At 61.9% G+C, this 19,271-nt stretch carries 15 protein-coding genes; 9 read left to right on the top strand and 6 right to left on the bottom strand.

Translation table 11 applies throughout. The annotated features are described in order from the left end of the window. Position 1: 1 nt before the first annotated feature. The 3 genes from malQ to OLSU_RS07395 all read left to right on the top strand — a co-directional run bounded on the left by malQ (position 2) and on the right by OLSU_RS07395 (position 3,709). Complete coding sequence (malQ, locus tag OLSU_RS07405) at positions 2 to 1,489, top strand: 4-alpha-glucanotransferase (RefSeq protein ID WP_013252334.1); 1,488 nt, start codon at positions 2 to 4, stop codon at positions 1,487 to 1,489. Positions 1,490 to 1,491: 2 nt separating this feature from the next. Further along, complete coding sequence (locus tag OLSU_RS07400) at positions 1,492 to 2,679, top strand: ABC transporter ATP-binding protein (protein WP_013252333.1); 1,188 nt, start codon at positions 1,492 to 1,494, stop codon at positions 2,677 to 2,679. Positions 2,680 to 3,001: 322 nt separating this feature from the next. Beyond that, the gene (locus OLSU_RS07395) at positions 3,002 to 3,709 is read left to right on the top strand and encodes a transglutaminase-like domain-containing protein (RefSeq protein WP_013252332.1); all 708 of its coding nucleotides are present in this window, start codon (positions 3,002 to 3,004) and stop codon (positions 3,707 to 3,709) included. 143 nt (positions 3,710 to 3,852) lie between these two features. Here OLSU_RS07395 and OLSU_RS07390 read toward each other — a convergent pair whose 3' ends face one another. From OLSU_RS07390 to OLSU_RS07370, 5 genes are read right to left on the bottom strand one after another with little or no spacing between them, the layout of a single operon-like run. After that, on the bottom strand, positions 3,853 to 5,607 hold the full coding sequence (locus OLSU_RS07390; protein WP_013252331.1) for an ABC transporter ATP-binding protein: 1,755 nt from the start codon (positions 5,605 to 5,607) through the stop codon (positions 3,853 to 3,855). After that, positions 5,595 to 7,382 (bottom strand): ABC transporter ATP-binding protein, encoded by a 1,788-nt coding sequence (locus OLSU_RS07385; protein WP_013252330.1) that lies wholly within the window; start codon positions 7,380 to 7,382, stop codon positions 5,595 to 5,597. Before OLSU_RS07385 ends, OLSU_RS07390 begins: the two co-directional genes overlap by 13 nt. 7 nt (positions 7,383 to 7,389) lie before the next feature. After that, positions 7,390 to 8,847, bottom strand: coding sequence for an ABC transporter ATP-binding protein (locus OLSU_RS07380; RefSeq protein ID WP_236697179.1), 1,458 nt, complete (start codon positions 8,845 to 8,847; stop codon positions 7,390 to 7,392). Positions 8,848 to 8,867: 20 nt separating this feature from the next. Next, a complete protein-coding gene (locus OLSU_RS07375) occupies positions 8,868 to 9,566 on the bottom strand; it encodes an energy-coupling factor transporter transmembrane component T family protein (protein WP_041548993.1) in 699 nt (232 codons plus the stop codon). Between the two features lie 5 nt (positions 9,567 to 9,571). After that, positions 9,572 to 10,195: an MptD family putative ECF transporter S component gene (locus OLSU_RS07370; protein ID WP_013252327.1), complete on the bottom strand. Its 624-nt coding sequence runs from the start codon at positions 10,193 to 10,195 to the stop codon at positions 9,572 to 9,574. Between the two features lie 212 nt (positions 10,196 to 10,407). Here OLSU_RS07370 and OLSU_RS07365 point away from each other — a divergent pair, with 212 nt between their 5' ends. From OLSU_RS07365 to OLSU_RS09405, 4 genes are all read left to right on the top strand, one after another. Next, the gene (locus OLSU_RS07365) at positions 10,408 to 11,457 is read left to right on the top strand and encodes a helix-turn-helix transcriptional regulator (protein WP_013252326.1); all 1,050 of its coding nucleotides are present in this window, start codon (positions 10,408 to 10,410) and stop codon (positions 11,455 to 11,457) included. A 604-nt stretch (positions 11,458 to 12,061) separates the two neighbouring features. Next, positions 12,062 to 12,496 (top strand): hypothetical protein, encoded by a 435-nt coding sequence (locus tag OLSU_RS09805; protein WP_236697180.1) that lies wholly within the window; start codon positions 12,062 to 12,064, stop codon positions 12,494 to 12,496. Positions 12,497 to 12,627: 131 nt separating this feature from the next. Continuing rightward, on the top strand, positions 12,628 to 12,987 hold the full coding sequence (locus tag OLSU_RS09800) for a helix-turn-helix domain-containing protein (RefSeq protein ID WP_236697181.1): 360 nt from the start codon (positions 12,628 to 12,630) through the stop codon (positions 12,985 to 12,987). Further along, a complete protein-coding gene (locus OLSU_RS09405; RefSeq protein ID WP_081439274.1) occupies positions 12,936 to 13,145 on the top strand; it encodes a helix-turn-helix domain-containing protein in 210 nt (69 codons plus the stop codon). Before OLSU_RS09800 ends, OLSU_RS09405 begins: the two co-directional genes overlap by 52 nt. Before the next feature lie 719 nt (positions 13,146 to 13,864). On the opposite strand, the gene OLSU_RS07355 is transcribed toward OLSU_RS09405, so the two are convergent. Beyond that, positions 13,865 to 15,040 (bottom strand): cation diffusion facilitator family transporter, encoded by a 1,176-nt coding sequence (locus OLSU_RS07355; RefSeq protein ID WP_013252324.1) that lies wholly within the window; start codon positions 15,038 to 15,040, stop codon positions 13,865 to 13,867. Between the two features lie 131 nt (positions 15,041 to 15,171). Between OLSU_RS07355 and OLSU_RS07350 the strand changes: the two genes are divergently transcribed. Next, entirely contained in the window at positions 15,172 to 17,811 is a 2,640-nt protein-coding gene (locus OLSU_RS07350; protein WP_013252323.1) for an ATP-dependent helicase, read from the top strand. A gap of 450 nt (positions 17,812 to 18,261) precedes the next feature. Further along, on the top strand, positions 18,262 to 19,098 hold the full coding sequence (locus OLSU_RS07345; protein ID WP_013252322.1) for a mechanosensitive ion channel family protein: 837 nt from the start codon (positions 18,262 to 18,264) through the stop codon (positions 19,096 to 19,098). The last annotated feature ends 173 nt before the right edge of the window (positions 19,099 to 19,271 follow it).

Below are 19,271 nucleotides of genomic sequence, written 5' to 3'. Positions count from 1 at the left end.
CATGGACCGTTCGAGTGGAATCATCCTCCCGATCTCATCTCTTCCTTCTCCCTATGGGATCGGGAGCCTTGGCAAGGCGGCGAGGGAGTTCGTCGACTTCCTCGCCGCTGCGGGCCAGTCCTGGTGGCAGATGCTGCCGGTCGGCCCCACGAGTCTGGGCGACTCGCCCTACCAGAGCCCCTCGGCCTTTGCGGGCAACCCCTACTTCGTGGACCTCGACCTCCTGGTCGAGGACGGGTTGCTCCTGCAGGACGAGGTCAGCGCCCCCGACTGGGGCGAGGACCCCGCGTCCGTCGACTACGCGCTCATCTACCGGAGCCGCTTCGACCTCCTGCGCAGGGCGTTCGGACGTGGCTGGGGGCGCGACCGGGAGAAGGTCGCGGCCTTCGTCCGGGAGAACGCCTTCTGGGTCGAGGACTACGCCCTGTTCATGGCCATCAAGGCGCACTTCGGCATGACCTCCTGGATCGATTGGCCCGACGAGGGCATCCGCCTGCGCAGGCCACAGTCCCTGGCGGCCTATCGCTCCCGGCTTGCCCGCGAGGTGGACTTCAACCTCTACGTCCAGTACCTGTTCTTCAGGCAGTGGGACGCGCTGCGCGCCTACGCGCGCGAGAAGGGCGTCGGCATCATCGGCGACCTGCCCATCTACGTCGCACTGGACTCTGCCGACGTGTGGGCCGAGCCTCAGTGGTTCCAGCTGGACGAGAAGAACGTCCCCATCGAGGTCGCGGGCGTGCCCCCCGACAGCTTCAGCGCGGACGGGCAGCTCTGGGGCAACCCGCTGTACGACTACGACGCGATGGAGAGGGACGGCTTCGGCTGGTGGATCCGCAGGATCGGCGGCGCGGCGCGGCTCTACGACGTCATCCGCATCGACCACTTTCGTGGCTTCGAGTCCTATTGGGCGGTGCCCTTCGGCGAGAAGACCGCTCGGAAGGGCCATTGGGTCAAGGGGCCGGGCATGGCGCTCGTGGGCACCCTGTCCGACAGCTTCGAGGGCCTGCACTTCATCGCCGAGGACCTGGGCTATCACACCCCTGAGGTCGAGCAGCTCCTGTCGGACTCGGGATTCCCGGGCATGAAGCTGCTCGAGTTCGCCTTCGACTCCCGCGACACCAGCGCGTTCCTGCCTCACAGCTTCGAGCCCCACTGCGTGTGCTACGTCGGCACGCATGACAACCAGACCATCATGGGATGGCGTCAGGAGGCGGACGCCACAGACGTGGACATGGCCCGTCGCTACTTGGGCCTGAACGAGGAAGAGGGCTTCAACTGGGGCTTCATCCGCGGTGGCATGTCGAGCGTCGCGGCGCTCTTCGTCACGCAGATGCAGGACTTCCTGGGCCTGGGCCCGGATGCACGTACCAACACTCCCGGGACCCTGGGGGGAAACTGGCAGTGGAGGATGCTGCCAGGTCAGATTACGCCAGAGCTCACCGAGCGCATCGCCTCGATGACTCGCATGTATGGAAGGAGCGCGGGCTAACCATGGCCGAGGTGAGTTTCAAGCACGTCAGGAAGGTCTATCCCAACACCGAGCGCAAGGGCAAGAAGGACAGGGGCAAGCAGGAGGCCAAGTCCACGATCGAGGTCACGGACGAGGGCGTTGTCGTCGTCAAGGACTTCAACCTCGAGGTCGCCGACCGCGAGTTCATCGTCCTGGTCGGCCCCTCCGGTTGCGGCAAGTCCACGACGCTGCGCATGATCGCCGGCCTCGAGGACATCACCGATGGCGAGATCTCCATCGACGGCAAGGTCGTCAACGACATCGCCCCCAAGGACCGCGACATCGCGATGGTCTTCCAGAGCTACGCCCTGTACCCGCACATGAGCGTGTACGACAACATGGCGTTCCCCCTGAAGCTGCGCAAGCTCCCCAAGGACGAGATCGACAAGAAGGTCCGCGAGGCCGCCGAGACCCTGGGCATCACCGAGTACCTCGACCGCAAGCCCAAGGCCCTCTCGGGCGGCCAGCGCCAGCGCGTCGCCATCGGGCGCGCCATCGTGCGCGAGCCCAAGGTCCTGCTCATGGACGAGCCGCTCTCCAACCTGGACGCCAAGCTCCGCAACCAGATGCGCGCCGAGATCATCAAGCTGCGCAAGAAGATCGACACCACGTTCCTCTACGTCACGCACGACCAGACCGAGGCCATGACCCTGGGCGACCGCATCGTGATCATGAAGGACGGCATCGCGCAGCAGATCGGCACCCCTCAGGAGGTCTTCGACCACCCCGCAAACCTCTTCGTCGCAGGCTTCATCGGCGTCCCGCAGATGAACTTCTTCGACGCCGAGCTCAAGCGCGACGGCGACAGCTACGCCATCGAGATCGGTCCCGTCACCATCGTCCCGGGCACCGAGAAGCAGGTCAACCTGCGCGAGCATAACATCCAGTCCCAACCCATCACGCTGGGCGTGCGTCCCGAGCACGTCGCGCTCACCACGACGGAGAACCCCGTCCTCGAGGGCACCGTCGAGGTGTCCGAGATGATGGGCTCCACCGCGCACCTCCACATCAGCTCGATGGGCCAGGACGTGGTGGCCGTGGTCAGCTCCACCGACGGCGGCGACGTCAAGGTTGCCGACCACTCCATCGGCGAGCACGTGACCTACCTGTTCAGCGGTAACGCCGTCCACATCTTCAGCAGGCAGACGGGCAAGAACCTGGAGTTCTAGGCCAGCAGCCGTAGGGGTTGCGACGCCCCCCGCATGTGGGATCCCCGGCCCCGCGACCGTGTCCATCCGGTCGCGGGGCTCTCCTAGTTGCGGGGCGCTCCTATTTGGGATCTAAACGCCTGAATAACTTCAGCATGCCCGAATAGCCTCAGCGTTATGTTCAAGCGAGCCGCAGGGAAGGGCCCAAGCAGGTAGGGAAAGGCAAAACTAGTGGAAAAACAATCCCGCCCGGGACTTTCCTGAGACCCCTGCCCCACGCCTTCGAGGTACATTTGAGACCAGAGATGAAACCCTGGCAAGCATTCGTGTGCGTGGAGGCGAAATGATGGAGAACTATCTGGCAGAGACGCGAATGCTTGATTATTCTGACCCCTCCATCCAGGGGCTTCTCCAAAGAAGAGGCTGGAAACAAATGGGGGAATTCGAACGGATCAGGGCGATCTATAACTATGTGAGAGACGAGGTTCTTTTCGGATACAACATCGATGACGACATTCCAGCATCTAGGGTACTTTCGGACGGATACGGGCAGTGCAACACGAAAGGCACCCTTTTCATGGCACTCCTTCGCGCGTGTGGCGTCCCCTGTCGCGTGCACGGATTCACTATCGATAAGAATTTGCAGAAAGGCGCAATGACGGGACTCGTCTATCGCAGCGCTTCAAATGAAGTCCTGCATAGCTGGGTTGAGGTGTTCCTTGAGGGCGTATGGTACGAACTGGAGGCCATCATATTGGATAGGCCTTACCTTGAGGGACTGCAGTCGACAAACGGGGATTGCTCTGGTGCGTTTTGCGGCTACGGTGTCGCGGTAGAGGATTTTCGGCATCCTGTGATTGACTTCGACAGAAACGACACCTACATCCAAAGCGAGGGCATCAATCAGGACTTCGGAGTCTACGACTGTCCGGATGACCTGCTCAACGAGCATCACCAGGAATTATCACCAATAAAGAAGTTCGCATATAGGCACTTTGGCAGACACTGCATGAACAGAAACGTCAAACGAATTCGAAATCGCTGGCGTTGACGGGTGACGCGTCGGCTGGAGCTCCGCATGGGAAAAGGCGAAAGCATTGCAGCTTCCAGCCGACTGGCTTCTGACCTCGCCCGACGGACTGATGGCGGAGTTCATCCTGCACGCCACATATGAGGTGGCTGATTCCTGTCGACCTATGAATCTGTCCCACCGATACGCCATCCGGCGGCCTCCCGGCGCATCTCGATGAAGCGTCGGTAAATACCTTCTTTCTTTATCAGTTCATCATGTGTACCACGCTGAACGATGCACCCGCTGTCGATCACAAGGATCTGGTCAGCATCGCGTACCGTGTTCAGGCGATGCGCGATGGTAACAAGGGTCTTTCCTCGTGTCAGCTCTGCTACTGCCTTCATGAGCAGGTGCTCGTTTTCCGGATCGACCGAGCTCGTAGCCTCGTCAAGGATGACGATCGGCGCATCCTTCATAATGGCGCGTGCAATGGACACTCTCTGGCGCTCTCCGCCGGAAAGGTTTGCCCCGCCTTCCTCGAGCACCGTGTCGTAGCCATCGGGAAGTCCCATGATGAAGTCATGGCACCGCGCACGCTTGGCCGCGGCGATGACCTCTTCGCGCGGCGCATCGGGGCGACCAAAGCGGATGTTGTTCTCGACGGTATCATTGAACAGGTATACGCTCTGGAACACCATCGATATGTTTGCGAGCAGGCTTTCCGCCGTTCCCTCGCGGACATCGATGCCGCCGATGGTGACGCGTCCCTTCTCGACATCCCAAAAGCGCGCAAGCAGATTCACCAGCGTCGTTTTACCCGAGCCGCTGGGACCGACAAGCGCGCAGGTTGAGCCTTCGGGAATAAAGAGCGTTACTCCGTCTATGACACGACGGCCGTCGCCGTAACCGAATGAGACATCCTCCATGGCCAGGGCAAATCCGTCGGGCGAGAGTGTCTCATCCGTAAGGTCTTGCTTTGGCACCGAACATACCTCGTCAATGCGGTTAAGCTCTCCTTCGATCTTCTTGGTGAGAAACGCACTGTTGTTCGCGCTGATAAGCTCTCCGTAGATCATAAAAGCGGCAACCAGCAGTGTGAGCGCCCATGAGAGAGACAGAGCGCCTGTCAGATACAGTGCGCATGCGGCGAGAAGGACTCCGCAGCTTGCAAGGTTGAACACGAGCGCATAGAGCTTGAGGATGCCCTGTGCCGCCTGCTCTTGGTCGTAGTCTGCCTGACGCTTCCGCTCAAAGGACGCCTTTGCTGCGGCAAGTGTCCCGTCAGGTGTCGCGAATGCCCGCAACACGGCCATGCCGCGGGCGTATTCGATCACCTTGTCGGTCATCTCCTCCTGTGCGGCAGTGACCTCCCGTGTGACGGCGGTCGAGCGTCTTCTCAGCCAATCCAAAACAATGAGGCCTACGGCAATGCCGACAAAGGTGATGAAGGCGACCGGCGGCGCTTGAAGCAGGAAGAACAAGCTCATGATCACCGCCATGGCCACGCCACCCGAGAGTCCCGTGAGACAGATGGTCATGAACTCTTCGAGTTGGTGCACCGTGGTAGTGAGCGTGGTGGTTATCGCCGAGAGACGCTGCTCGGAAAAATAGCCCATGGGAGCGCCCTTTAAGCGGTCGCCCACCCGTAGCCGCAGGTCACGGAAGATGTGGAACCCCTCGGCGTCCATCTGTATGTCCACGAGATATTGGAAGGCAAACTGACCCGCTACGCTGATGGCGAGGATCCCCAGACATTGCAGGGCAACTCCGGCGCTCAGGTGGCTTCGCGTCTCAAGGGCCCACCATACCGCCATGAGCATTCCTGACATGAAGAACGCTTTGATGACGTTGCAGACCATGCCTGCCATGAGGCTGCGTCGTGACGTTGGCGAGAAGCTCCCGGCCAGGTCAAGGATGCGTTTCATTATTGCAAACATGAGCGCCTCCCTTCTGCGTTGACGGTAGAGCTCATATGCTCCTTCCACATGCGAGCATACAAAGGACAGGTTTTCAGCAGCTCACCGTGACGTCCGCGCGCAACGATGCGTCCGGCATCCATCACGAGGATCTGGTCGGCGCCTGTGATCGTTGACAGACGGTGGGCGATGGTGACAAGTGTTTTTCCTGCTACAAGCTTGCTCAAGGCCCGCTCTACCAGAGCTTCGTTCTCGGGATCGGCATAGGCGGTCGCCTCATCAAGAATGACGACGGAGGCATCTTTTAAGATGGCGCGGGCAATGGTGATGCGTTGGCGCTCGCCGCCGGAAAGCCTTGCACCTGCCTCACCGGCAGGAGTGCGATACCCTTGAGGAAGCCGGCTGATGAACTCATGAGCGCCGGCTGCACGTGCAGCAGCCTCGACCTCTCCATCGGTTGCATCCGGCATGCCCATGCGGATGTTGTCGGCGATGGTCCTATCAAACAGAAACGTGTCCTGTGCCACATACGAGACGTGCTCCATAAGCTGCTCGAAGGGAATGTCCCGCACGTCGGTACCGCTGAATGAGATGCATCCGGAACTTACATCCCAGAAACCGGCCATAAGCTTGGCTACCGTTGATTTGCCCGATCCGCTGGGTCCTACGATAGCTGTGATCTGCCCGGGCTCCGTCTTAAAGTTGATATCGTGCAACACTTCCGTGCCCTCATGATAGGAAAAGGAGACGTTCTCAAAGGTGAATGACTTGCCATCAAGCATTACGCGCTCACTCGGCCGTGAGAGCTCAGGCTCTCCCAGAAAGTCCCAGACTACGTTCAGGCAGGTATCCATGCGTGAGATTTGACCTGCCGCCTGGGAGAACTTAAGTATTCCTCCGATGAATCCCAATGGGATGGTGATGCACACCATGAAGGCGGGCAACGCGATCCGTCCGACCGAAAGCAGCCAAACGCCGAGCGGTATCGAGAAGAGCAGCGTGCAGGGGACGATAGCCCGTATCGCCGCCATCCATATCCAGCTTTGGCGAAACCATGCAAGCGTGGAGTCGTGATACTCGGCTACCGCCTCGGAAAACGAGCCGTATGAGGATGCAGTGCGCCCGAATGCTTTGATCACCTGGATACCGTTGACATACTCTACCAGCGTTGAGTTCATCCGCTGTTCGCTTGCGATATAGCGGGCCATTTTGGGCTTATAGTCCCGCATCATGCCAAGATAGAAGAGCATGCATAAGGGGATCGTGGCAATCCCGGCAAGCCCCATGCGCCAGTTGATGGCGAACACGATGACCATTGCCAAAAGCGGCGCGAATACCGTGCTTGGAAGCTCGGGCATGAAGTGCGCGATGGCGTCCTCAAGCTGGTTCACGTTGTCCACGAACCGGTTCTTGAATGCGCCCGTCGGCGTGTCGACGATGGTCCCCATGGGCACGCGAGCCATCTTCTCCGCCATCTGCTCGCGCATGGTGCGCAGGGCCTTGAAGGCGATTCCGTGGCTGATCATGGAAGAGCGCCAAGTGAACAGGAACTTTGCAATCTGGGCTGCCGCAGCAGCAGCTGACAGGAGAGCAGCCGACTCAAGTGTGATCGTCCCTTCCACCAATCCCGCGGCAAGTAAGGCAACGACGACATAAGGAACCATGCCCGCCGCCTCGCCTATGCATGCCAGAAGAAGCGAGAAGAGCATTCGATGCCTGTCGGGTCGCATGAAATAGAAAAGCTTGGAAAATGCACTGGGACGTACCGCTTGGTCTTTTGGCGTAATGCGGCTCATGGAGATATCAACCCCTTTTCTGCGACGACAGGTCAACGATGCGGTTGCCTGCCAGTCGCGCCAACAGCTCGTCGTGCGTTATGACCACAACGGCCCTTCCCCCGGATGCAAGTTTGCGGCACCAGCATGCAACCTCGCGCATCCCGCGCCCATCGAGCCCGCTCGTGGGCTCGTCGAGCACGATGAGTTCGGCATCCGAGCAATATGCTGCGGCAAGTATGACGCGCTGCTTCTGTCCGCCGGACAGGCTTGCCGGATGCCGGGTGGCCAAGTCCGTCAGGTCGAAAGCCGCCAATGAGTCCCGGGCACGCGCCTTGAGAGAGTCATCTACATGCCTGCCGAGCACTACCTCGTCCGCAACACAGCTGGCATAGAGCTGGTAGTCAACGTCCTGCATGACAAAGTAGCTGAGGAGACGGCGTTCCTTACGGGAAAGGCGTTTCCCGTTCCTGGTGACGATGCCCCCCTGCTCACGAACAGCTCCCACAAGGACCTTCGCGAGCGTAGTTTTGCCTGTTCCGTTTTCACCACATATGACCGTTACGGATCCGAATGGAAATTCGGCGGTAATGCCATCGATTCCACGTTTTGTCGGAGGGTACCGATAGGTCACATCTGCCATGCGCCATCCGTCCGAGTCCTTTGCGGAATAGGGTTTGATTTTGGGGTCGGACTTCATGTCGGGATGCCGAAGCCCAAACTTTGCCGTTTCGCGTTCGGAAAGAGACGCGAACCTCTCGGCGCTCCACCGAGCGGCTATGCGTCCTTCCCGAAGATATACGAACTCGTTGGCCACGGGCAAAAACTGATGGAGCCTATGCTCGGAGATGACCATTGCCACGCCGCTTCTCCTAAGCTCTCCGAGGATCTTGACGAGCGACCGAGACCCCTGTGCGTCCAGGTTCGAGGTGGGCTCGTCAAGCACCAGCACCTGCGGATGGCATGCCGTTGCCGTCGCGAGGGCGACGCGTTGCTTCTGTCCGCTTGAGAGCTCGGTGAGCCTCTCATCAAGAAGATCCTCGATGCCGCACAGTGACGCCGCCTCTCGAACGCGCTTGACCGTGAGCGAGGGATCGGTACCCATATTCTCCAAGGAGAACGCGATCTCATCGCCTACCGTCCCCATGAAGAACTGGCTGCGCGGATCCTGCATGACCACGCCTATGCTTTCCGTGCGATCGCGTGGGGACAGATCAAACACGTCCGTTCCTCGCACGAGGACCGCACCGCCCTTCTCGCCGGGGAAGAAGGTTCCTGCCAAACCGTCGATGAGACGCAGTACCGTGGTTTTTCCGTTGCCGGAACGGCCGCAAAGTATGGTGCATGAGCCGGCCAAAACGCTGAGACAGATCTCCTGTACGCAGCTTTCCGTAGATTCTCGCCTGCCGGCTGATACCTTGCTATCAGCTGACACCTCGCTCGAAAGCCCAGACTCGTCGAGGTAGCAAAACGAGGCGTTCTTCAAGGCAACGGCTTCCGGTCCACTCACGAGACCGCCCCCAACGCGTATATGCCTGCCGCGGCTGCAGCCACGACAACAGCGCACACCGCGTCGCGCAGGGAGAATCCCACGTGGTATACTGACGTCCGCCCTGCTCCTATATCAATTCCTCGCAGTTCGGCCGATGCGGCGAGCTCGCTTGAGAGTCTCAGCGAGCGCATGACAAGCGGCGTGTAAAAGCATTCGTATGCGAGTGCGGGTTGCCTTGCGATGTCTGGCAGGCTGGGGAAGATACCTCGCATGCGGATCCCGCGAAGTATTGAGCGCATCTCAAACGGAAGGATCGAGGCAAATCTGAATATCATGCAGATCCCAACGAGGAGCTTTTGCGGGAGATGCCACCGGTCGAGTGCGCACATGATTGCCGAAGGAGAAAGCGAGAAGAACGCGCACCCGGTCGTAAACGGAGGGATCATGTGCAGCATGCTCACGAAAAGGACCCCGTACAGCCCCGGGAGGGGAAGGAAGCTCAGGCCGCATATGGCCGCGAAGCCTACACAGGACTTCGCCGCACTTCTCGTCCGTCCGTTTGCAGCGAGATAAGTGGCAGCGAGTGCCTGCAAAAGCGCTGTCTCGAGGAGGCCCACTATCAGCATGGAGACGATTCCCACAACAAGGAACGATGACAGATGTGTCCTTGGGTCAAGGCCGAGAAGACCGCACTTGATGTCCGCCCCTCCCATAGCGTCTATGCGATCTTCGCTTTGCGGACGTGCCTTTTCAGGAACTTGGATCCGATGAGGCCGCCCACGATCGTTCCCGCTGCAAACAGCGCCATCATCAGAAGGATCCAGGGGAGTTCGGTATATTGGGCGATCATCGCGGTGATGTCGGCGGCATTGTAGTAGGTCCCCAACTGCTTCATGTAGGCTTCCCTAAACAGTAGGTACGGCATGATCCCATAAAAGCCGAACGTCACCCAATACACGATGTAGCCGCCGATGACGCGTCTGATGTCGTGATAGGAGTCCTTGCCCCACATGGCCAGCTCGCCTATGACTGCGCCTGCAAGGGCAACCGGTGCACAGTAGAGTCCGCCCATGAAGGTGTAGAGGATGCCAAATATGAGGATCGATCCGGCAAGTACGCCGCGCTTGCCGATGCGGTCGGCCATGACGAGGTAGAACGGCGTTGCAAGCAACGGAAACAGCCACGATCCGACGAAGAACGTGTTTTGTGGCGCCAACAGCATGTCCTCGACCACCTTCGCCACGGTGATAAGCACCATGATGATGAGGTTGAATATCACAAACGTCAGGACGTCGCGCATGGTCCACCTGTTGTCGACAGGGTGCCCTGCTTCCGTTCTCATAAGGTGACCCCCTTGCGGTCGAATCTCCATGTCGATGCGTACCGATCGACCGTCGACCAACCCGATCAATTGTTATCTATAGGAAACTCTGCCTTATAATGGACGGACGGTGGGTCACTGACCGTTGCATTGGCGAGATGCGTCCCCATACGGAAAGAGAGTGCCGAACCGGGGAAGAAGACCGGGAACCAGACAAGCGGAGGGGAGGGAAGATGAAGAGCATCGAGACAGATCTCTACAGCGGGGCGTTTCGGGGGTGGGGCCTCAAGCCTTTGAAGGGAGTCCGTGGTTATGGCCCTGAAGGCGTCCTGCACACGTTTGAAAACGAGATAGGGTCCGGTGAGTACTGGGCGTACTTCCGTGGAAACCTTTTTGCCGTGAATGCGTTCAGGATGAGCTTTGCAAAGAGCGGGACCATGCGGTACCGCTGCAGCGAGCATATCTGCCTCGGATGCTACGATGACGTCAGAGGCATGGCGCAACGGAGGGGTGCCGCGCTCGTTCCGGGGGCCATCATGGTGTATCTCGGAGACGAGCATGGGGAGTACGAGGCTCACTTCTCGAAGGGGGCCGTCGCGAGGGCCTCGTCTATCACAATTTCTCCTGACTACTACAGGGATTACCTGCAAAGCAGGTTCGGGAACGTGAAGGATGTCCGAAAAGCCTTTGCCAAGGTCGACGGAAAATACGATCTTCCCGAACTTGTCGATCTGCTCCGCAAGGCACGTGCGTATCAGGGCAAGGGAATTGCCGCGGAGCTGTTCTATGAGGGCGTGGTCGCAGAGGCCGTCGCTCTTGTCATGGAATACGCAAGCCGGGAAGACGGAAGCGGAGAACACAGGGCCTTGTCTCAGGGCGATGCGTGTGCAATCAGCCATATCAGCAGCTATATCGCTGATAACCTGAGCGGAGACCTCTCTTGTGCGCGACTTGCGTCAGAGCTGTATATCGGGCAGACCAAGCTGAAGAGACTATTCAAAACAGCGACGGGGCTTTCTCCTTCCGCATACGTCACACGGGAACGGATGGAGGAGGCGGCCCGGCTGCTCAGGGAGACCGACCTTCTGATTGCGAGCATCGGCAAGGCGGTCGGGTACCACAAACCGGGAGCGTTCACGGAAGCCTTCCGAAGGAGCAAGGGCTTCTCGCCGGCAGACTTCAGAAGGAGCAACGGTGTCTGGCGGTCACAGCGAATACCAGAGCAACCTGCGCATGCGGCATGCCACAAGGCTCGTGACGGAAGGCAGTATGAGGGTGGGTGAGGTCGCAAGCGCCGTAGACCCTGCGAGCCAGCCTCGCCTTGCGAAGGTGTTCCGCACCCGTTTTGGGGCTTCTCCTCTGGTGTGTCGGCGCATGAAAGACCGTGGCTGCGATCCCTGCCCAAAATGAGATGGGGTCCCTTATAGGCTTCCTGCCGGATACCGATTTCGATACGTCTGGCCTGGCATTCACGACCATGCCACAGACACCGCCTCCGCGAGGGGCGATGCCTCGCATCGCCTCTTATCCACGGGTTCCTGTTGGCAGGTGGTATATGATTGCTGCACACTGTCAGCATAGCGCAACGGACCACTTCTTCATGAAGCGGCTTTAGCAAACGTCGGCAAGGCGCCCCATAAGCCCCACCCATAGTCGAGGATTCCTCTATGAGCTGGCATCCTCCTGCAGGAAGAGGCAATGGGCCGCCTGCGTCGCGCGCTACGCATATCGATTGCATCTTGGCAACGTTCGCTAGTGCACCGATGCCGTCCCGCCTTCCACGCACAGCGCCCGGTCGCAGGCACACGCGACGAGCTCCAGGTCGTGCGTCACCACCAGGATCGCGCCAACTTGCGTCCCATCGTCGCATGACGAAAGGACAGGAACATGAAACGACCGTTCCAAGAGCAGGCGTTGCGGAAGCCGTCGTTCGCGCAGGAGCCTTCGCCACCGGGGTTCGGTTCGCTCCGGCGCTCCTATCGTTCGCGAGATGGAAACTGCCGGGGCTGGTTCCACTTCCTCTCTCCCGAGGACGCGCCGTGGAGCATCAGCATCCATGACTTCACCATGCGCGATGACTACGTCATGGACTTCAAGCCGCCCAGCTACCTCACCGTCACCTGGTTCAAATCCATCGCCGGCGAGGAGTTCAGCCCGTACCGCAAGCTCAAGCCCAACAGCATATGGGGACAGAGCATCGGCGGCCCGTGGAGGGGCGTCGCGCATGGCAGCATACCGGTGCAGAGCGTCTCTATCGAGGTTTCATCGGAGTTTCGGCACGGTTCCTGGAACGGGAGTATGGAGGGGAATCCCAGAACGTAGCACAGGCCTTCGCCTCGCTGGGCCGCGATGACGAATTCCCTGAGATGAAGGCCCTGCTCTCCAGGCTATGGCCCCGGTCGGGCGACGAGGGACGCAGCGCGTTGCACTACGAAGGCAAGGTGCTCGAGGCTATGGGACTCATCGTGGAGCGCTCGAGAAGGCGGACGTCCGATGTGGGCGGAGCCGCAAGCGCCGCCGATCGCGAGCGCATACACGACGTGGTGTGTTACATCGACGACCACTGCTCTGTCGACCTGCGCATCTCCGAGCTCGCCGCCATCGCCTGCATGAGCCCTACCAAATTCAAGGAGACGTTCAAGTGCGTGAACGGCATGACGGTCACGCGCTATGTGCAGGGGAGACGCATGAGCCAGGCTGAGCTGCTGCTGCGCCAGGACGACTTCACCATCGAGCAAATCGCGCGCGCGGTCGGAGCGGGATGTTCAAGTTCGAGACGGGCGTGCCCTTGGGAAAGTATATTCGCGGCGTGAGAATGAACGCTGCGAAGGAGCTGCTTGCCGATACGAATCTGAACACCAGAGAAATAGGCGAGATGGTGGGCTACGGGGACGCCGCCAGCTTCACCAAAGCGTTTAAGCGTTGTGTCGGCGTGACGCCCGGCAGGTATCGAGACGAGATCGTCCGGTGACGAGATCCATATCGGGCACTGCCAGCCAGCCCAAGGCCGCCCGCGACCTCACGCAGCTCATCCGTAGGTACCCCCGTGGACAGCCGCCAGGGCCACGACGTTCCCGGACTTCATCTACGAATGCCCGATGGCCTTCAACCTCACTGCCAACGCAGGCGAGAAGGGGGCGGATTCCATGTCGGCAACGGCGGATCGTGCCTCGGGTCCAGGAAGGATGATCCCTCCGACACGATCCGCTCTAACGCCTATGTAGTGTCATGCGGTATCCCTTGGCAAGGCTCTTTGGCGATGCCATCTCTGGGCTTCAGGAGGAGCTTTGGCCCACACTTGTCGATGGCCCGATTCTTGGCGGCGCCTCCGATGCGAGGCGTAAAGGGGCCCAGGAGAGCTCACACAACCGTCATCACCGCAAAGCGCTTCACGAGCTCTGGAAGCCCGTGGGTCGAGTGCTCCCGCTCCCAACCCGTCTGGAACGAGCCTGTGCGGTCTGGACGTCTCCCGTTTGCATGTCCTGGATCGCTACCTGTTCAGACAATGCGCTCCCGATCGTCTCCCCCGCCACCGACGCCAACACGGAGACCTTACGACGTGCGAGGTGCCCGCCTACCCCTCGCGCACGCGCAGGAGGGCGCCCGCGGCCAGGGCGAGGCCGGCTGCCGCGAGGGCGGCAAACGCAAGGCAAGGTTACAGCGACGAGAGCTCTGCCTGCCATGCAAGCCCTAGGCACCGGATATGTAGCTCCGGTCCACGGTGATGACGCAGTCGTAGCCGGGATGCCTCGACTTCACCAGGCCACTGATGGTGCCGCGCAGCTCGTCGTCGCTCATGGCGAGCCCGTGGGGGCGCACGCAGTCAAAGATCACGTTGGTGTGCGTGGGCCCGGGCACGCAGCGCAGGTCGTGGATCGTGAGCTCGGGGTCGATGACCTTGACCTGCTGGGCAATCCAGTTGCGCAGGTCGCATACCTGGGGGTCGTCGGTCACGATGGGATCGTAGTGCAAGACGACGTGCATGCCGTCCCGCTCGAGGAACTCCCGCTCGATGTTGTCGAGCGTGTCGTGGCTGTCGAGCGGGCTTGCCTCGGCGGCCATCTCCACGTGGGCGCTCGCGAACTGGCGGCCGGGGCCGTAGTCGTGGACCATCAGGTCATGGGTCCCCAGCACGCCAGGATAGCCCATGATCGTGTCATGGATGTGCCGCACAAGCTCGTCGCTGGGCGTGCGCCCCAGGAGGGGGTCGATGGTCTCCCTCATCAGGCCAAAGCCGCTCCACAGGATGAAGCAGCCCACCGCCAGGCCCGCCCAGCCGTCCAGGTCGACGCCGGTCAGCGCCGAGACCACCGCAGCGGCGAGGACCGCCCCGGTCGTGATCACGTCGTTGCGCGAGTCCATGGCCGTCGCCTCGAGCGTGACCGAGCCGATGAGCCGTCCCAGGGTGCGGTTGAACAGCATCATCCAGGCCTTCACCAGCATGGACGCGACCAGGACGATGGCGACGGCAGGGGAGAACTCGGTGGGCGAGGGATCGACGAGCTTCTCGACCGACGAACGGACCAGCTCCACGCCGATGACCAGGACCAGGACGGCAACCACCATGCCTGCCAGGTACTCGTAGCGTCCGTGGCCGTAGGGGTGCTCGCGGTCCGCGGGCCTGCCGGCCATGTGGAACCCCAGCAGGCTGACCACGTTGCTCGAGGCGTCGGACAGGTTGTTCACGGCGTCTGCCACGATCGAGACCGAGCCCGCGAACAGGCCGATCGCACCCTTGCCTACGCACAGCAGCACGTTGCAGACGATGCCGACGGTGCTTGCGAGCGTGCCGTATGCGTTGCGGACGGCGGGATTGGCGGTGTCGTCGGCGTTCTCTATGAAGCGGTGGACGAGCAGGTCGACCATGCGGAGGCCCTCCTTGGGCGTGGGGTGGTGCCAGTGGTGGAGAGTGTACCCGTTTGGCGTGATCCGACCGGCCAGCACCCGTCTCGCGTTAGACTCTTGGAGGTGCGAACACGAGGCTAGAGGAGAAATGCATGCCCTTTGACCAGCAGCAACCGCTCTTTTCGACCGAATCGGCTCCCGCCGGGGACCCAGGCCTCGCTCCTGTTGGCGCTCCTCCTGGGGTGCGGCGGGCGACCGTGGACCTGTCGGGGCTGAACCCCGCACAGCGCAAGGCCGCCGAGACCACCCATGGCCCGCTCCTGGTCCTGGCTGGTGCCGGCTCCGGCAAGACGCGCGTGCTGACGTACCGCATCGCCCACATGATCGCGGACGAGGGCGTGCGACCCTGGCAGGTCCTTGCCATCACCTTCACGAACAAGGCCGCAGCCGAGATGCGCGAGCGCCTGGGGGCGCTCCTTCCCGGCGGCACGCGGGGCATGTGGGTCTGCACCTTCCACGCCATGTGCGTGCGGATGCTGCGCGAGGACGGCGAGCTTCTGGGCTACCAGCCCAACTTCACCATCTACGACGACGACGACTCGCGGCGCCTGGTAAAGTCCATCATGGCTGACCTCGACATAGATCCCAAGCAGTGCCCCCTGCAGTCCATCCGCGCCAGGATCTCGGCCGCAAAGAACGCCCTCGTCGGTCCCGAGGAGATGCAGGCCCACGCCCAGACGCCTCTGGACCGCGCCGCCGCCCGCGTCTATCACAGCCTCGAGGGTCGTCTGGCGCGTGCGAACGCGATGGACTTCGACGACCTCCTGGTCAAGGCCTTCGATCTGCTCTCCAAGCACCCCGAGGTGCTCGACGGCTACCAGGAGCGCTTCCGCCAGATCAGCGTGGACGAGTACCAGGACACCAACGGCGTCCAGTACGCCATCACCAACCTCCTGGCCAAGAAGCACCAGAACCTCATGGTCGTCGGCGACGACGACCAGTCCATCTACAGCTGGCGTGGCGCGGACATCGCCAACATCCTGAGCTTTCGCAAGGACTACCCCGACGCCGTGGTCGTCAAGCTCGAGCAGAACTACCGCTCCTTCGGCCACATCCTGAACGCCGCGAACGCCGTCGTGCGCAACAATGCCCGCCGCGAGGAGAAGCGCCTGTTCACGGATCGTGGCGACGGCGAGAGGGTCGAGCTCTTCCAGGCTGCGGACGAGCGCGACGAGGGGCGCTGGATAGGCTCTGAGATAGAGAAGCTGCACGACGGCGGCACCTCCTACGATGACATCGCCGTCTTCTACCGCACCAATGCGCAGTCCCGCATCCTCGAGGACATGTTCCTGCGCGCGGGCGTCCCCTACAAGATCGTGGGTGGCACGCGCTTCTTCGACCGCGCTGAGATCCGTGACGTCACGGCCTACCTCAAGGCCGTCGTGAATCCCGATGACGACGTGAGCGTCCTGCGCGTCATCAACACTCCGCGTCGCGGCATCGGGACCACGTCCATCCGCAAGGTCCAGGCCTATGCCGCCGAGTACGGCATCTCCGTCTTCTCGGCCGCCCAGGCCTGCGTGGCCGAGACGGGGCTGCTCTCCGCCAGGGTCAGGGGGGCGCTTGGTGACTTCACGTCCACGATCGAGGCGGCGCGTCACTTCGGGGGCGAGCTGGCGGACGTGGTGGAGGCCATCGTGGACCGTGCGGGCCTGGTGCGGGCGCTCGAGGCTGAGAAGAGTGTGGAGGCGGACGGCCGCATCGAGAACATCCGAGAGTTCCTGAGCGTGGCCCAGGAGTTCGACGAGACGCACGACGACGCGGCCGAGACGCTCGAGAGCCTGCGTCAGCTCCGTGCGGCGGGTGCCCTGGACGATGCCGCCGCGTTGGGCCCGGCCTCGGTCGCCCCTGTGGGCGCCCACGCCGCAGGCGCGGGCGTTCCCGCGACGGCGGCCGGCACGCCGGGTTCGGGGGGAGCCCTGCCCGACGTGGCAGCGGAGAAGCTGCCTGCGTTCATGGAGTGGCTCGCCCTGCGCTCGGACCTGGACGCCCTGAGCGGACAGACCAGCGCCATCACGATGATGACCGTGCACGCGGCGAAGGGCCTCGAGTTCCCCGTGGTCTTCGTCGCAGGTATGGAGGAGGGCATCTTCCCGCATCGTGGCCACGAGGACGAGCCCTCATCCGTGGAGGAGGAGCGCCGCCTGGCCTACGTCGCCATCACCCGCGCCGAGCGCAAGCTCTACCTGACCTACGCGGCGACGCGTCGCGTGTTCGGCTCGGTCCAGGCCAATCCGCGCAGCCGCTTCGTGAACGAGATCCCCGAGGAGGACGTCAACGCCATCGGCGTTGGCTCGTCGGGCTTCAGCGGCGTGGGCTGGGAGAAGCGCGGCGACCGCCACGGGACCTTTGGCAGCGGCCGCGGCTCCGAGGTCTACGGCGGCAACGTCTTTGGCTCGCGCACGCGCTCCACGGGTGGCAGCCCGCGGGCGCCTAGGCGCGAGGGCAGCTTCGCCGACCTGTTTGGAGGGGCTTCGGGTGGCAGCTTCGGCAGCGGTGCCCGTGCGGGTCGTGCGGACGAGCGCGTTGCCGGCGCGAGCACCCCCATCCGTCGCGATCGCGCCAAGGCGGCAGAGGCGTTTGCGCCTGGCGACCACGTCTCGCACAAGACCTTCGGCCCGGGCGTGGTGAAGAGCGCCTCGGGCGACACCATCGAGGTCTTCTTCAGCCGCACCGGGAAGACCAAGAAGCTCATGAAGGGCTTTGCGCCCATCGTCAAGATCGAGGGGTAGGGATAGGGGGCGCCCAGGACCCGGATGTAACAAAATCGGGGGTTATGTGTGGTTCGGGAGCCCAGCTGGAGGGGACGGGCCGGCCCGTCCGCGCGACCGATCGGGCGGGTGACGCTCCCGGAGCGGCGCACCACGTAAAACGCCTGGCAGGTGATGTGATCAAAAAATACAGCACTCCCGCACCCCGCGACGGGGAGGCGCTCCTCGGGCGTGGATACGCTCCGAACCACACATAACCCCCGATTTTGTTACATCCAGCCTTTTGCCGCGGCGCGGGATATGGGCGCGGTCTGCCGCGGCGCGGGGCGCGGTTGCGAACGGCCTCTCGGGTCACCCATATGGTGCATCTATGGGGGGTGGTCTAAACTGGGCGCCAAGCCGACCAGGCTGAGGGCAGGCGGCGTTCCGGATGGCCCGGAAGGTGGAGTGCCGCGGCAGTTGGGGAGTGGTATGGCATCTTATGTTCCTATATCTGGTCTTTTTTCTGCGGCGACCGTGGAGGTCGCCCTGGGGGATGCCGCCGCAGGCGGCAACGTTGGGGCGATTGGCGCAAGTGGGTTGCCGGGGAAGCTCGTTTTCCTTGGCGTTGTCATCGCCCTAGCGCTGGTGGTGCAGCGTGTGTTGGTGCGTCTGGCGAGCAAGGCGCTGGATTCGTCCAACGTGCCGTCGGCGTCGATCTACATCAACATCCTTCGTGCGATCATCTGGTCGTTTGCGCTGCTGGCGGTGCTCGAGCCGGTGTTTGGCGTGCAGCCGACCGCGTTCGTGACCGCCTTGGGCGTGACCTCCGTCGTGATCTCGCTGGGTCTGCAGGATACGATTTCGAACGTGATCGGTGGCCTGGGACTCATGATGGGGCACGTGGTGCAGCCCGGCGATTACGTGGTGGTCAGCGGATTCGAGGGCTTCGTGACCGACGTCAACTGGCGGAGCACGACCGTCGAGGACCGCAACGGCAACGTCCACGTGATTCCGAACAGCGTGCTTAACAAGTCCGCGTTCACGCGTAAGGGGCCAGCGACCAGGGGATCGTGTGCAGTGGAGTTCACAGTGGACGCCGAGGCGGATCTTGCGCAGGTGAGCGAGGAGGTCGTTCGGCTCGCCACGGAGGCGCTGGGGGAGTTGCGCGACCCGGCCTACCCCGTGAGCGTGCTCTTCTCTGACTTCGATAGCTATGGCACGCACGGAGCCGTATGGGTCCACGTGACCGATGACGCAGGCTTCTCTGCGGCGAGGGATGCCGTGGCGCGGGTACTGCAGGGGAGGCCCTGGCTTGCGCATAGGTAACTCGACATCGTGACTTTGTGCGGCAAGGGCGGGTGTGGGAACGACATCGGCCTGCTGGGGCTGGACGGCCGCTTCGCCCAGGCGATCATGATCGGTGCACCTATCGCACGGGCCCGATTCACGGTCGCTCTTCAAGTTTGTACATGATGCTCGTGGACGCGACACCGGATGAG

Origin of the sequence: Olsenella uli DSM 7084 (assembly GCF_000143845.1) — a bacterium.
Classification (GTDB): domain Bacteria; phylum Actinomycetota; class Coriobacteriia; order Coriobacteriales; family Atopobiaceae; genus Olsenella; species Olsenella uli.
The sequence above is the reverse complement of the archived record's forward strand: the minus strand, read 5'-3'. Positions and strand labels throughout refer to the sequence as shown.